16 protein-coding genes and 1 pseudogene are annotated in these 14,159 nt (G+C 63.5%); 8 read left to right on the forward strand and 9 right to left on the reverse strand.

Going from position 1 to position 14,159, the window contains the following annotated elements:
- A partial coding sequence (locus tag ACFWAY_RS50650) for an IS3 family transposase (protein WP_378516085.1) occupies positions 1–529 on the forward strand: 529 nt, incomplete at its 5' end.
- Positions 530–598: 69 nt separating this feature from the next.
- Entirely contained in the window at positions 599–1,036 is a 438-nt protein-coding gene (locus tag ACFWAY_RS50655; RefSeq protein WP_378516086.1) for a response regulator transcription factor, read from the forward strand.
- Between the two features lie 26 nt (positions 1,037–1,062).
- Here the strand turns inward: ACFWAY_RS50655 and ACFWAY_RS50660 are convergent, their stop codons facing one another.
- The 4 genes from ACFWAY_RS50660 to ACFWAY_RS50675 all read right to left on the reverse strand — a co-directional run bounded on the left by ACFWAY_RS50660 (position 1,063) and on the right by ACFWAY_RS50675 (position 4,320).
- On the reverse strand, positions 1,063–2,301 hold the full coding sequence (locus tag ACFWAY_RS50660) for a thiolase family protein (protein WP_378516087.1): 1,239 nt from the start codon (positions 2,299–2,301) through the stop codon (positions 1,063–1,065).
- Between the two features lie 278 nt (positions 2,302–2,579).
- Positions 2,580–3,569 carry an FHA domain-containing protein gene (locus ACFWAY_RS50665; RefSeq protein ID WP_378516088.1) on the reverse strand — a complete coding sequence of 330 codons (990 nt, stop codon included), beginning with the start codon at positions 3,567–3,569 and terminating at the stop codon, positions 2,580–2,582.
- Entirely contained in the window at positions 3,514–4,113 is a 600-nt protein-coding gene (locus ACFWAY_RS50670; RefSeq protein WP_378516089.1) for a glycosyltransferase, read from the reverse strand. The genes ACFWAY_RS50665 and ACFWAY_RS50670 overlap by 56 nt, the downstream gene beginning before the upstream one ends.
- Before the next feature lie 63 nt (positions 4,114–4,176).
- Positions 4,177–4,320, reverse strand: coding sequence for a hypothetical protein (locus ACFWAY_RS50675; RefSeq protein WP_378516090.1), 144 nt, complete (start codon positions 4,318–4,320; stop codon positions 4,177–4,179).
- A 261-nt stretch (positions 4,321–4,581) separates the two neighbouring features.
- Between ACFWAY_RS50675 and ACFWAY_RS50680 the strand changes: the two genes are divergently transcribed.
- Positions 4,582–4,713 (forward strand): hypothetical protein, encoded by a 132-nt coding sequence (locus tag ACFWAY_RS50680; protein WP_378516091.1) that lies wholly within the window; start codon positions 4,582–4,584, stop codon positions 4,711–4,713.
- Between the two features lie 184 nt (positions 4,714–4,897).
- Here the strand turns inward: ACFWAY_RS50680 and ACFWAY_RS50685 are convergent, their stop codons facing one another.
- Entirely contained in the window at positions 4,898–5,389 is a 492-nt protein-coding gene (locus tag ACFWAY_RS50685; RefSeq protein WP_378516092.1) for a Dps family protein, read from the reverse strand.
- A gap of 84 nt (positions 5,390–5,473) precedes the next feature.
- Positions 5,474–5,785, reverse strand: coding sequence for an EthD family reductase (locus ACFWAY_RS50690; protein ID WP_378516093.1), 312 nt, complete (start codon positions 5,783–5,785; stop codon positions 5,474–5,476).
- Between the two features lie 848 nt (positions 5,786–6,633).
- On the opposite strand from ACFWAY_RS50690, the gene ACFWAY_RS50695 reads away from it, so the two are divergent.
- Together ACFWAY_RS50695 and ACFWAY_RS50700 are read left to right on the forward strand one after the other, a co-directional pair.
- Complete coding sequence (locus tag ACFWAY_RS50695) at positions 6,634–6,945, forward strand: DUF1876 domain-containing protein (RefSeq protein ID WP_378516094.1); 312 nt, start codon at positions 6,634–6,636, stop codon at positions 6,943–6,945.
- A 424-nt stretch (positions 6,946–7,369) separates the two neighbouring features.
- Complete coding sequence (locus ACFWAY_RS50700; protein WP_378516100.1) at positions 7,370–8,308, forward strand: NAD(P)H-binding protein; 939 nt, start codon at positions 7,370–7,372, stop codon at positions 8,306–8,308.
- A 1,352-nt stretch (positions 8,309–9,660) separates the two neighbouring features.
- Here ACFWAY_RS50700 and ACFWAY_RS50705 read toward each other — a convergent pair.
- Together ACFWAY_RS50705 and ACFWAY_RS50710 are read right to left on the reverse strand one after the other, a co-directional pair.
- Positions 9,661–10,560 (reverse strand): SDR family oxidoreductase, encoded by a 900-nt coding sequence (locus ACFWAY_RS50705; RefSeq protein WP_378516095.1) that lies wholly within the window; start codon positions 10,558–10,560, stop codon positions 9,661–9,663.
- Positions 10,561–10,645: 85 nt separating this feature from the next.
- Positions 10,646–10,876 carry a hypothetical protein gene (locus tag ACFWAY_RS50710; RefSeq protein ID WP_378516096.1) on the reverse strand — a complete coding sequence of 77 codons (231 nt, stop codon included), beginning with the start codon at positions 10,874–10,876 and terminating at the stop codon, positions 10,646–10,648.
- Between the two features lie 401 nt (positions 10,877–11,277).
- On the opposite strand from ACFWAY_RS50710, the pseudogene ACFWAY_RS50715 reads away from it, so the two are divergent.
- A pseudogene (locus ACFWAY_RS50715) lies at positions 11,278–11,427 on the forward strand (IS5/IS1182 family transposase); the annotation flags it as partial.
- Between the two features lie 586 nt (positions 11,428–12,013).
- On the opposite strand, the gene ACFWAY_RS50720 reads toward ACFWAY_RS50715, so the two are convergent.
- The gene (locus ACFWAY_RS50720; RefSeq protein WP_378516097.1) at positions 12,014–13,042 is read right to left on the reverse strand and encodes a D-cysteine desulfhydrase family protein; all 1,029 of its coding nucleotides are present in this window, start codon (positions 13,040–13,042) and stop codon (positions 12,014–12,016) included.
- A gap of 603 nt (positions 13,043–13,645) precedes the next feature.
- Here ACFWAY_RS50720 and ACFWAY_RS50725 point away from each other — a divergent pair.
- Together ACFWAY_RS50725 and ACFWAY_RS50730 are read left to right on the forward strand one after the other, a co-directional pair.
- On the forward strand, positions 13,646–13,777 hold the full coding sequence (locus ACFWAY_RS50725) for a hypothetical protein (protein ID WP_378516098.1): 132 nt from the start codon (positions 13,646–13,648) through the stop codon (positions 13,775–13,777).
- Positions 13,778–13,833: 56 nt separating this feature from the next.
- On the forward strand, positions 13,834–14,159 hold a 326-nt coding region (locus ACFWAY_RS50730; RefSeq protein WP_378516099.1), incomplete at its 3' end, for a CoA-transferase.

Raw genomic sequence — 14,159 nt, forward strand, 5'->3', positions numbered from 1 at the left:
GTGGGTCGCGGACTTTACGTACGTGTGGACACTCACCGGATTCGTGTACACGGCGTTCTGTGTCGACGTGTTCTCCCGCCGGATCCTCGGGTGGCAGGTGATGACATCGAAGACCACCGTGTTGGTCACCGGAGTGCTCGAGCAGGCGTTGTTCACCCGCAGAAGAACCGATATCCGTTTCATCTCAACGGGTTTGGTACATCACAGCGATGCGGGGAGCCAGTATACGTCGCTGGCGTTCACCGAGGCGTTGATCGCTTCGGGGATCGCCGGGTCGATCGGCAGCGTCGGGGACGCCCTCGACAACGGGTTGATGGAATCGACGATCGGTCTCTACAAAACCGAGCTGATCGACCGTGACGCGTCGTGGAGCGGTCGGGCCGAGGTGGAGCGGGAAACCGCCGAATGGGTCCGTTGGTTCAACGCGGACCGGTTGCACTCGTCGATCGACTATCTCTCGCCGACCTGGTACGAGACCCGCTATCGTGAACAGCGTCCCCCGGCTGCCTCAACCCCCGAGGTGGCCTGAACCGGAGTCTCCACTCGATCCAGGGCGATTCAGATCGCCGCGGCCGAGCACCTCGACCGGCGGGCCGCTGTGCTGCTGGGCGCCGCCGCGGGGCTGTCACAGACGGTGGGCAGCGCCACGGTGGCCGTCCCGAACTTGCTCGTTTACCACGATGAATGCGTGCGGCAGGCCCGCCGCACGCTGGGTGTGCAAGTGTTCGACACAGAGGTGCGGCATGGCGAAGCCATGACATTCGAGAATGCGGTTGCCTACGCGCTCGACGAGGAGCCCGGGAGGGCGTCGCGGCCTGGTGTCAACTCGGCGAGCGGGTTGACCAGACGTGAGAGGCAGGTTGCCGGTTTGGTCGCCGAGGGCCTGACGAACAAGGCGATCGCGGCCCAGTTGGTGATCTCGCCGCGCACCGCGCAGGGGCATGTGGAGCACGTCCTCACCAAGCTCGGCTTCACGTCGCGTGCACAGATCGCCGCCTGGATCGTCGAGCGTGGGGAGGCCGAGCGTACCGGCTGAGCAAGCCCTGCAGTCTGATGATGGCGTCAAGCCACCCTGGGGTTCTCCAGTACGAGGGCGACTCCCTGTCCCGATCCAACGCACACGCCGAGCACGCCGTAGCGGGCTTCGCGCAGCCGTAGTTCGGTCACGAGGGTGAGGACGTATCTGGTGCCGGACGATCCGAACGGGTGCCCGATAGCGACGGCGCCGCCGTTCGGATTCAGGCGCTCGTCGGGAACTTCGAATCCGTCGAGCTGATTCGGTAGCTCTCGGAGCACGCCGAGGGCTTGCGCTGAATACGCCTCGTGAATCTCCCAAACGTCGATGTCGCCGGGATTCAGGCCAGCCCGTGCGAGGGCCTTCGGGATCGCGAAGGCGGGCGCGATCCCCATGATCTGCGGATCGAGAGCGTACGTCGCCGACGCCACCACTCGGGCCAAGGGTTCGACGCCGAGTTGTTCTGCGGCGGCCCTGCTGGCGAGGACGACCGCGCTCGCTCCGTCGTTGAGCGGGGAGGAGTTACCTGCCGTCATCTGGGTGGTATTCGGTTGCGGGCCGAGAGCTGCCAGCTTTTCGGCGGTGGTGTCCCCGCGGATGCTCTCGTCGTGCTCGAACCGGCGGGCCGGCATTTTGCGGCTGGCAGGTATCTCGACGGGTTCGATCTCCATGGCGAGGCGGCCCGAATCTCGGGCGGCGGCGGCGTGGTGGTGTGAGCGTAGTGCGAAGGCATCGATTTCTTCACGCGTCAGGTTGTAGCGGTCGGCGACGTTTTGCGCTGTCTGCATCATTTCGATGTACGCGTTGCGTGCGAGGAGGGTCGGGTTGGGTGGGCCGCCTGCGCCGGCCCACATCGTGTCGAGCATGAAGACGGGTCCGCGTGGCATGAACGGCGCGTCGCCTTTCATCAGTGCCCATCCCGAGCGGGACATGGATTCGACTCCGCAGGCGAGTCCGATTTCCATTTCGTCGCTGCGGATGGCGTGGGCGATCGAGATTGCGGCCGACAGCGAGGACGCGCAGAATCGGTTGACCGTGATCGCCGGGACGGAGTCCGGGAAACCCGCGGCGAGGGCGGACCAGCGTGCGATGTCGCCCATTCCCTCGTGGGCGGGGTTCACGCAGCCGGCGACGATGTCCTCGATCTTGTCGAGCGGGACGTCCGTCCGCTCGCATGCTGCGGCCATGGTTCGGCCGAGCAGATCGTCGGTGCGTAGGTGCGAGAGCGATCCGCCGTAGCGCCCGACCGGCGTCCGCACGCCGCCTAGAACAAACGCGTCAGTCATACCGACTCCTAACCCGCGGAGGAACTCGTGTTACCCCAGCTGAGGCGTGCTCGACACGATTATCCCGAGCGCTCTCTGCATAACAGACGCTAGCGCCGAAGGTTATCCAGATGTTCGGAATCTGTCGTCCAACCCAATCCGGGCATCGCCGGCGTTGCTGGCGAGGTCAACTTTCCCTCTTTGACGCCTCGAACACTGAGGTCGAAGGTAGCTCCGTCGAGGTCCGCGACGTTTTGAGTAGATCGTATATCTGTGGCCCAACGCAATCCATCGGCGGCCTAGAGTCGAGGCGACCGCAGTGCGGAGGCGCGCGCGAGCGCCTCCGTGGCCAGAAGCAGGGGGTCCGAACCGCGCAGTGCGCTCTCAGGACGGTATCCGTGGTCTAGCAGCAGGGACCCGACAGCCTCAAACAGCGCTGCCATGTCCTCGATCACGTCGCCCCCGATGACGACGTAACCGATGAATCCAGGCGTCGAATCGGGCAATGGGTCCAGTGCAAGTGCGGTGCTCAGCTCGCGCACGATACTCATGTAGATGTGGGCGAGGCCGCTGAATGGAAGCGAGGCGGGCAGAGCGCCGGTCGCATCGGCCTCCAGAATGACCAACATCGACAGGGACACCTTCTCGAGCAAATCACCCGTCGAGGTCAGCGTGAACGCGTAGTAGTCACGTTCCCCGCCGCCCCCCGGCATCGACCGGAGAACGCGATCGGCAAGGTCGTGCGCCTCCTCCTTCAGCCGCTCGTCGGTACACCACAGCTGATCGACAAGGCTCATGGTGTTCTGCTCGGGCGCGGCACCGGCCAGGGCGGACAGATACGTGAGCGCCGCCTCCACATCGAAGATTATGCGGTGCTCCGCGAGAGCCGCGATGAATACCCGGTCCTGCGTCTCCCCGCAACCGGGGCGGACCTGGCCGCGGTAGGTCACCTCCGTGGCACCGATCCAGATGACGTCGCCCGATCGAAGCCGTCGCCGTCCGGTCAGTCGTTCGCCGTTGACGAAGGTGCCGTTGCGGGACAATCCGTCATCTACGACGGCCCAGTATGTGCCCGTCCACTCGATGACCGCGTGCAACCGGGACACCATATCGTCCCAACTCAACACAATGTCGGATCGGTGAGAGCGCCCTACTGTCACCCGCGGGGCGGTTGCAGACAGCGCCACCTCTCGAACACGCCCCTGCCCGTCGGTGTAACTCAGCCGGGTTCCCTCAAATCGGTTCACGACTACCCCCCGGAATCCTGAACCTCGACACAGCCTGCTCATTCGTCGAAGTCTTGTTTCTTTCGACTGCCCGTGATCGCGGTGCGACGTCACGGGCGTGCGCAGCCACGCGGTCCCGTAGTGCGGACGTGGTGAGGAGCTGCAGCATCGCCTCGGCCATCCCGAACACGTCGCCGCGCCGGTAGACCAGGCCCGCACTGGTGGGTACGACCAGCCCCACGGTGGCTGGCTGCTCGGGTGCGACCACGCCCCGGCCGGCGATTAACACCTCTCGCAGCGTCGTCGTGCTCGGCACCACGAGATCTGCGGCGGCAAGAACGTCGGGCCACTGCCGCCCGGAGGAATCCTCGACCAGGTGCACCCCGGTCACGACACGGTGCGCGGCGGCCCGCCGCACGACGGTGAACGCGGTGGCCAATTGCTCGGCGTGCGCGAGGTCGTCGAACGGGCCTACCGCGACGATGGTGGGGAGGCCTTCGAGTCCGGCTGGCAGCCGGTCGACCATCGGATAGCCGAGCAGACGGTCCTCGTCGTGTGTCGGAGCACCGGTATCCGTGGTTGCGGGATGGGCCTGTGTGTTGGTCATTGCTATCTCCTTGTCCTGAATGATTCGCACCTTCAGGCAGCGTTGTTCTCTCGTCCGGACGGCCTATTCGGCCCAGCCCGGGTTCTGGCTGACGTCGACTAAAACGATGTGGCGGTAGCCGGGAACGAAGTGCTCGAGCACATCCGCGTTAACGGTGCCGACGGTGCTGTCCGGGTGATACCTGAAGCCCTTGGTGAAAGCCTGCAAGATCTCCCGCTATGAAGTTGGGCCGCGGGTGCACCCGCGTGATCTCCCCGATGAGCTCTTCGGGCAGGTCGTCTCGTCCTATCCCGAGGACATCGGTCTCCACTTCCGCGGTCACCAGTGCACTCTCCGGCTCCAGCTGGAACCGCACCTCCGGGGGTGGTGTGCAGCGCGATGCCTCCCACACGGTGCGCACGCCGGCGGAGTCGATGCCGTGGCTGATGAGAAACGCTCGCTTCGTCCGCGCCATCGAGCGTCGAATCGATGGGTGCCGCCGCGAAACTTCTCCGTCAAGCCGAGATCATGGAACCTCGCGCCGAAATACAGCCGTTCTGGATCGACTGGTCGCCGCAGCCGCTGACCGTGGAGCGATCCGAACAGGAAAACGGGACGTGAATGGTGAAAGAGCAGCGACCGACGCCGCTTGGCGTACCAGGTCGGTCGCTGCGTTCACCCAGGATGAAGCGGGAATTGCGATGCCTGCGATAACTTCGGTCGTGACGACCTCCTGATTTTCGGGTGTACGGAGAATCCGGACTGCACCAGCACGCTCGGATCGTGAGTGCGGCATGCGGCGTCCTTAGACTTTTCGGCTCTCGGACTTGAGCATCCAGGCGGCCTTCTCCAGGTCGTTGATGATGCGGTGTAGGAGGTCGGCGCTGGACGGGTCGGCGGTGTCGACATCGTCGTGGACCGAGCGGATGGTGTCGACTACGGCATAGACCCCGGTTGTGACGAGGTCTACCGTGTCGGTGGTGCTCTGCTCGGCCGGCGGAATGGCGGGCAGTGTCGTCGACTCGATGACGGTGTCGGATCGTCCGTCTGGGACCGCGTCGAGTGCACGCATGCGTTCTGCGATGGTGTCGCTGGCTTCGCGTGCGATGTCGACGATTTCGTCGAGTTGCAGATGCAGGTCGCGGAAGTTGGTGCCGACGAGATTCCAGTGGGCCTGTTTGCCCTGCAGATGCAGTTCGATGAGATCAACCAGGACCTTCTGCAGGTTCTGCGGCAGGCTGGGTGGGGCATCGAACTCCCACACCTCGTCGTAGGACCGACGGTGTGAAGTAGTCATGATATTTCCTTTCTCGGTGTTGTCCAGTAGCGGATGCGCTGTTGCACAACGTTTCTTTTTATCGACTGGCCCCCGGCACGCGGTTCAGGTCGTATCGATGTCAGCGAAGAGGATGCGCACACCGCCGGTGGCGAGCTTGAAGACGCTGTCGAAGAACTCCCTGGCCTGCGCGGTCGTGACGGCCTGACCGGCGGCTTCGTAGTCGGCGAAGTACAGGTCGAGCAACCGGTATGCCGGGGTGGGGCTGCCGTCCTCCTTGGGCCAGACCTCGGAGGTCTCCAGTTTCTGGCTGCCGGGGATCTGGTGGGCCAGCGTGAGCTGGTCGGAGTAGCCGGCTTCGAACGCGTCGGTGCTGTCCGGATTGTCGTAGATGATGACGGTGATTTTGGTGGTCATGGGTTCGTTCTGACTGTCGGGGTGACGTCGTGTTGGTTGACGACCCCAGTGTCATTCCGACGGTGCCCGGTTCGCGCCCGCGGCTTGCCCCGGTTAGTGCCCTGGTGCCCCGGTGCCCCGGTGCCCCGGTGCCCCGGTGCCCCGGTGCCCCGGTGGGCCGGTGCCTGACCCGGGTTTGGGTTCAGGCCACACGCGATGCCGATGCCGCCCTCAACGTTTGCGGTCGGTCAGGCGCTGGGACGCTCGAGTCTCCGCGCGGGGCCCAGCTCCGGCCGGGCGCGCACCCCACCCTTGGTAAGGGAACGTCATGGCACACTCAGCTGCTCGCCTCCGTTGGGGAATTCGCCGACCACGGGGCCGACATGTTCCCCATGCCAGGCGACGTCACTGTCGACAAGACGGGGGCGGAGAACCTGTCGGTGCGCGAGGGTTGAACCGCCCGGCCGAAACCCCCCGGGGGAAGCCCCGGGTCTCCCACGGGCGCGACCCGGGGGACGTGACGGTCACCATGAAGGGATCAAACGAATGTGGCGACTCCCGCTCTGGCTGGTGTGCCCGTCGACCTCAAGGACCGAACCATGGACAACGGCTTTGACCCGATCGTGCTGGGTGCCAGCCCTACCAGGGAAGCGTCAAACGGATGTACCGTCCGGCTTCGGCGGACACCCCGTGCGCTGGCTCACCCTCTGGTCCGCCACGGTCGGGCAGATGTTTCGTCGTCCGATCGCCGAACACGCCACATGCGCCACGAGCAGAAGAGATAGCGGCCTGCGAAGAAACCCAACACGGTCACAAGCGCCGACTTAGATGTGTCCCGGTGCAGAGTACGAAAAGGAAGTGATTCATCCGTGAACGAGAAGACCTGGTCGGTGAACATCGTCATCGACGAGCACAAATCCGGTGAGACCGGCGCCCAGACGCGAGCGCGCGCCCTTCTGCGTGCCAGCGACAGGACCACATTCGTAGGAACGGGGCTCGCAAGACGAAATCCGCAACATACCGATGTTCCGGAAGTCAGCGAGGATATGGCCGCTGCCCGCGCCCTGGCAGACCTGTCACATCAACTGTACGAAGCAGCGGCGGAACGGGAAGCGGTCACGCGGAGCGCGCTCAATTCCGCGCGCACCACCGACTTTGGCCGTCCAGGTTCATCGGCCTGAGGCGACACGCACTACGCGCGACATGATCGCACAACGGCGGGGCCACGGAGGCACGGTGTGCGTTGGGATGGGCTCCGCTGAGATAGATGTTGGGGCCAGCGTCAGTTCACCGACGGTGATCGGCACGGTGCCCACGGCTACGAAATGACGGTCAAATTGTGTGGGAGCGCTCGCGAAAGTTGTCTGGAAGTCGCGGGCCAGCGGTGTAGTGGTCGATGAGGTGCCGTTCTGACAAAAGAATGGATTGAGAGCATGGAGGCATGAGTTTCGGCGGCAGTACAATACGTCTACGGCAAGGTTGGTCGTCGATGCGATCGTTCTATCCACCAAACGGTGAGGTATCGGTGGCGTGACGATGACAATATGAACGCCAAACAGCCGATGGCCCGATCGATGTCAGTAACATTCGTTGGAGTAGCCGGTGATGATGACAAACAACAGAAACGACCAATTTCCGACGCTCGTTACCGGGGCCACCGGCACAATCGGGGGCATCGGCCGAATGGTTACGGAGAATCTCCTGGCGCGGGGCCTGCCGGTTCGAGCCTTGGTCCACCGGGAGGACGAACGCGCCGACGCGGTCCGCGACATCGGCGCCGAGGTGGTCGTAGGTGATCTCACTTTGGCGGGGGACGTCGCACATGCACTCGACGGCTGCGGTCGCATGTACTTCGGAATGAGTGTGTCGACCCGCTACCTAGAAGCGACCGCTGCCGCCGCGGTGGCAGCCCGCCACCACGGCGAACTGACGATCTTCGTCAACATGTCACAGATGACCGTCTCGCAGATGAATTTGGCGAGCACCGCCGAATCCAGTCAGCACCGATTGCAATGGCTGGGCGAACAGATCCTGGACTGGTCCGGCCTGCCGGTCACCCACATCCGACCCACGGTATTCATGGAGAACCCGATCTTTCAGGTCTTCGCCGTCGACTCGATCAGGCAAACCGACACAATCCGGCTTCCGTTTGGCGATGCCCGTACCTCCCCGGTGTCGGCTTACGATGTGGCCGAGGTTATTTCGACCGTGCTGACGGATCCACCTAACCACGTTGGACGGGTGTACGAGTTGACCGGTCCCGAATCCCTGGGTCTGCATGCGATCGCCACTGAATTCTCCGCCGCACTAGGAAGGAAAATCACCTACGTCGACGTGCCACTCGAACAGTGGCGCCGCGAACTCGGAGCACTGCGCCTCCCAGATCATGTTTTCGAGCACCTTTCCACAATGGCGCGTCTGCATGCGGAGAATCGATACGACCGAACCACCGACGACATCGACCAGATTCTGGGGAGACCGGCATCGGGCATTCCCGAATACGTTGCCAAATATCCAGAACGATTAAGAACAACCTCCGTCTGACACACCGGGTCTCCGCGGCCGCATAGTAGTGCGGTCTGGTCAAGTAGCATGTCATTGACCGAGGCGAAATCCTGCCACAGATGGATGTTTGGCGTAGGCCTGCAGCGGTCCTCAACTACTCGGGCGCACAGCGGCAATCTGCCGATTCCCCGACTCGGCTTCGCCTGTCTCAGAAGGAGGCGAAGACAACATGCGCAATCTATGGTCCACAATCGCTGTCAATGGCCGAGCAGAACTGGATGTGGCGCAATTTTCTGATTCGTATGGTGCGCTTGACTATCCGGAGTGAATGACGCATTTGAGGTGTAGGTCGAATTTCGCTCGTCCGTACTTATGGTGGTTGAGCATGTTAAGAGTTACGTGGAATCTGGCCGAGGATGATCATGTCGGTCCCACCTGCTCAAGGTCGGCCGCTGGCTCGCGGCCGAGCACTCCACCGCCGGTGATCCGACGGCGTGGGACCCGGCAGAGCTGCGCGGTCTGGATCGCAGCGCTGGATCGGATGAAGTCGGCGACTACGTGCAACGCACCGCCGAAATCGAGGACCACAGCGGCAAACCGCTTCAGGCCTCAAGCATAGGAGAGTCAGCTTTCGGCGATCAGGAGGTTTCGTTGAGCGGCCTGGATGAGGCGGAGACTGTTGCTCGAGCAAGGGGAATGTTGGTCAGCACGACGCCGAGACCGAGGAATGGGCCGTCTGTTGTATCGGGACTGGATCGTGAGCACGGAGGCCCCACGGCCGCAGCCCGTCGCCATGTCGGCGAGTTGCTCGGCATCGCGCCCGCGACGCTGCGGAACTTGGACTGAACGGGAGGAGGCCGTCCCACCCGGTGCGCTTCGTCGGCAGCAGCGGATGCGTCGAATGAGGTCACCCAGCCTCGCTGGGAAGGATGAGACATTGAAGACCGCGGGTGCGTTTTCGCGGCGGCGGAGAGCGACCGTTCGACTGCGGTGATTGTCGACTACATCGACGCCCACCGCTCTCGTTTCGGGGTCGCCCCGATCTGACACAGCGCTCACCGACCACGGTGTGAGCGTCAGCGCTCACCGACCACGGTGTCAGCGTCGCCCCGTCGCCTACCACAATGACGCGCTCAGGGAATCGACGATCAGGCTCTACACGTCCGAGCTGATCGAGGGGCCGAGTGTGGTCCGGGCGGGCCGAGGTGGAGAGGTAAACAGCAGAGTGGGTCGGGGTGGTTCACCGCGGACCGGCTACCTTCGTCGCTCGGGTACACCTCGCCCATCGCGGGGCCCTGACGTGAACAGCGCCCCATCGCCGTCTCGGTCCTCGGATTGGTCTGAACGAGGCCTCCACTCGATCCAGGCGGTTCAGGTGCCGGTAAGGGTGGTTACACCTGGCCGGTGGGCATCACGGCGACTTCTTGCAGGTTCACATGGCTGGGCAGGCTGACCATGAAGGTCACGATCTCCGCGATGTCGTCATCGCGCAGCCATTGGAATGCTTCCTTGGTGTCGCTGAGCCATTCGTTGACGTCGTCGGGTGTGACGTGGTCGTACAGCGGGGTTTCGATCAGACCAGGTTCGAGGACTCCGACGCGGACACCCTTCGGCCCCAGTTCGACACGGAGATGCCGGCTCAAGTGCGTGACGAATGCCTTGGTTGCTGCGTAGACCGCGAAGGTCGGGAAGATGTTCTGCGCGGCGATGGATGAGGTGTTGATCAGATCCGACGGAGACCCATCCGCCGCGGCTTCGACCAGCTGATCGAAGAACGCTCCGATCGTGGAGACCACACCGCCGGTGTTGAGGTCGATTTGAGTCTTCCACTCGGTGGTGCGTTTGAGCTCGAAGGCCGCGGGAAGCATAATGCCGGCGTTGTTGAACAGGATGCTGGTTGTGCCGAGTTCGCGCTGAACGCGGGTTGCGGCTTCCTCAATCGTGGTGGCGTCGGTGACGTCTGCCGCGATGGCGATGGCTGTTCCGCCGTGGGTGGTGATCTCGTCGGCGATGGCCACGAGCTTGTCATTACGCCGTGCGATAAGACCGACGGCGGCGCCGCGCGCAGCGAGTTGCCGTGCGGTGGCCGCCCCGATGCCACTCGAAGCGCCGGTGATAACAGCGACGCGGCCTTTGAGGTTGTCCGATAGTGCCATGACGGTTCCTTCCACTCTTCGGCTAACTGTTCTGCTGGCTTCGACGTTGGATTTGGTTGAGCGCCTTGTTAAATTGTCATGGCCGACCATGGCGCCACACCCATCAACCCGCAGGACCGCGCTCGGCCACTGCATAGCTCTCACCGATGACGAGGGTGATGGCGTCGGACCCGGTTGCGCCCATTGTCGATGTGCCTGCGATCCTCATGACTCCTCTCCCTCAGAATTCGGTCGGTGTTGTGTCGACGTAGGCGTAGTGCTTGCTGTTGATCTCAGTCCAGTGAGCGCATCCGAAAGCCAGTGTTTCACTGGCTAAGTGGCCGGCCTCCCGTGCATGGAGAGCAGCGATCAACGCTGACCGTTGTTGCGGTGTATACGAACTGGATTCGATCGAACTGCGGAGCTGAGCGTCAGTGCCTAACTGGATGCGGCGATCAAAGGTGGTGGTCATGACTACTCTGCCGTTCTGCGCAGGGAACAGCATCTGTCCATCCCACGCGTGAGAGCTCAGCTGACAACCATGCGAGAACGTGACGACCGGCCAAGCCCCAGTCCTTGTAGTAGATCGCGGTGCCATCCTTGGTGATATTGCTCATTTTCCCGGCTCGTTTCCTCGTTGTGCGGCTTAACTTCAGCGTCGCGCGGCCGGGGTGCCGATCGACCCCGTGAGTTGCCCTGGGGGCAATGCCTGGTGTGCCAGGGCCCCGGCAGGAGCCGGCGCTCGAACTGTCCAGATTTCCCGGAATTCGAATCAACCGCTGGGTGGCAGTGTGAGAGCGCCCGCGATAGGGTGAGCGTTCTAGCTACGAGCGCTCATGTGGACGAAGTGACTTGTGGAACTTAATGTGGCGCGTGGTAGATGGGCTGTCACTGCAATTGGTTCCGGATGCGTTGTGGGAGAGCGCCGAACCGCTGATTCCGCGATTCGCTGCACGCCCGCAGGGAGGTGGCAGTGCGCGGGTCGATGACCGGGCAGTGTTCACCGCGCATTCTCACACGCTCATTGCGCAGCGGCGAACGCGGTCTGGTACCGGCCGAGACCGTATTGTCCGTCGACGGCGTTCGTCTGAGCGCAGCACCACTGCACGCTGGTTCGAGAAATAACGCGCTCAAAGCGCGCTTCTTGGCTGATCTGCAGAGCGGTGCGGTCAGGGCCGGTGTGTCGGGTGGGGCTTGGATCCATCACACGTTGTGATGGTCGGTGCTAGATATCGCATCCGATTAGATCGCACACGATTGATTATTGATTACGCAGCAGAAAGTCGGTGTCAGGGGCGCTCCTCAGCAAATGGCTGGTCGGGTCGACTGTGTGGCAAAGCATCGCGATGACAAATCCGTCAGCGGCAGGCTCGCGGAGCTGGAAAACTGCGAGGACAAGGTCGAGTTCCCGAACGAAACGGGCGTACACGCATCCTGACCGCATATCACTCCTAGTGGAGTCGCCATGCCGAGACACATGACGACGCATCCATACCCCAACACCTGTGTAAGCACCCCCTGGGGAGGGAGGAAGAACATCTGTTCGATCCCTCGTTATGCTGCGAGTCCCCAGCAGTCATTGGCTACACCATAGATCGAGTGCAGGTGTTCAGGCCGACTGGAGCGGGTCCTGATCCGACGTCTGGTCGTCCGTGGGAAGGGGGAAGCAGCGCAGACTGTTCTGTGCCCGCTCGACCGTGATTCGATGCCCAAACAGACCCGGGAGTCCTCCGGTATGGAGGAAGACGGTCGTGCGTCCGGAGGTGATGGTGCCGTCCTCGACGGCGGCAACCAGACCGGCGAGCGCACGCCCGGTATAGATAGGGTCGACGATGACGCCCTCAGTTCTCGCGATAAGCGAGAGCGCTGCTGCGACCGGCTCGGTGAGGTTGCCGTAGCCGCTGCCAACCATGTCGAAGCGGGCGTGCAGCTGGTCAGCGGTGATGGATGCGTGTGCGGCTTCGCTGGCGAAGCGGGCGACGGCGTGCAGCGGGTTCGCGAGTGCCCCGGTGTCGACACCGAGGACCTTCTCAGGCCCGAGTGCAGCGACGAGACCGGCCATCGTTCCCCCAGAGCCCAAAGCAACGACGACTGTATCGAGATCGGGAACCTGCTTGCGCAGTTCCTGGCCGCAGAGCACATACCCGTGCGCGCCGATGCCGCTCGACCCACCGAACGGGATAAGCGCAGGGCTCGCACCCGACGCCCGGAGCTGAGTCACGACAGTATCCGCAACAGCCGCTAATCCGATGTCGTCGACATCGCCCGCCCAGGCGATCCGGGCGCCCAGAAGCCCATCGAGGGCAAGATTCCCGGACTGGGATGCGCCGGCCTCACCGGGGAAGACCAGGACGACGTCGAGCCCGAGCCGGGTGCCAGCTGCCGCGGTGAGGCGAGCGTGGTTGCTCTGGGGCGACCCTGTGGTGACCAAGGTATCGGCGCCGTCTGCGACTGCGGCTCCCACGGTCCACTCCAGCTTGCGGATCTTGTTTCCACCGCCGGCGAGACCTGTAAGGTCGTCGCGTTTGATCCACAGGTCGTCGGGATGAAGTCCGAGCGCTACTGCCAGGCGCGGAGCCCGCTCGACGGGTGTGGGCCAGGTACCGAGACAGGCGCGGCGGGTCGAGTTGGTCGTCATGGCGGTGGAGTCCTCCTCGGGTGTGGTCAGAAGAAGATGTGAATGGCGTCGGCGATCAGCGGATCGTCGCTGCCGGCGTCGTCGATGACCGGATCAGCTTCCTCGACAATCCAAGGCGGACAGCTGATCCTACCTCGACGGGGTGATCATTGGTGTCGTCGAGGGTGAGGAAAGTGTGTTGGTCCGTGAGAGGCCGGCCGAGACGGTTGCAACACCAAAGCCGGTCGGGCGCCGACCATCCAGCCCATCTCGCCGGCACATGCCCACGCTGGAGGGCCGACGCCCTGACTGCCGTGTTCGGCGGCAGCGGCCGCGTCCCCCTCGGCGGCGAGAGATCGTGACTCTTTCCGGATGCCGGCCGTCGTTCGGCCGCACCCGAACGGCCATCGTCCGCCCTCTCCGATCGAGCCACCGTGAGGCATGCGACCCATTCGGCCCTCGGCCCCGGACCTGACGTCGCGGACAGAATCGTCTCGCCCGAGGGCTGGTTAGCCGATCGCGGATAGTTGCTTGGGATCTGTTTTCACCTCTGTTTGGGGAACGCGGTGAACGCGAGGAGGTTCGCTCGCGCGGAATTTGAGATGGTCGGCGACCTTGGGTTGCTTGTCCGCAGAACTGCCGTTCCCGGACATGCCGGTGGGTGCGGACGTCGAGTTGGAGGGTGAGTCCGGTGACGGACCGCTGTCGGGCGGCCAGGAATCGAGACAGTGGCGAACACCGGATGTGATCCGGTGAACATCACGATCTTTCGGGGTGGTCGCGTCACGTCGCCCACTCCTACACTGGCCGCCGTGAGCCTCCAGATCAGTGATCCCGCATCCCCGGTGCAGTCGAGCCGGATTCGACACTCGGCGTTCCAGCAGAAGGTGACGTCGGCGGAGGAAGCGGTGAAGGCCATCGGTCCGGGTGACACCGTCGCCGTCAGCGGTTTCGCCAGTGCCGGGACACCCAAGGCGGTCATCCCGGCCTTGGCTGGTCGGATTCACTCCACCCGCGCGGCCGGCGCGAATTTCACCATCGACCTGCTGACCGGGGCGTCCGTGTCGACTGAGACCGAGAGGATGCTCACTGAGATCGACGGAATCGCCCTGAGGATGCCCTACCAGGCGGAATCCAC

Source organism: Rhodococcus sp. NPDC059968, from assembly GCF_042738615.1.
Lineage (GTDB): Bacteria > Actinomycetota > Actinomycetes > Mycobacteriales > Mycobacteriaceae > Rhodococcus_F.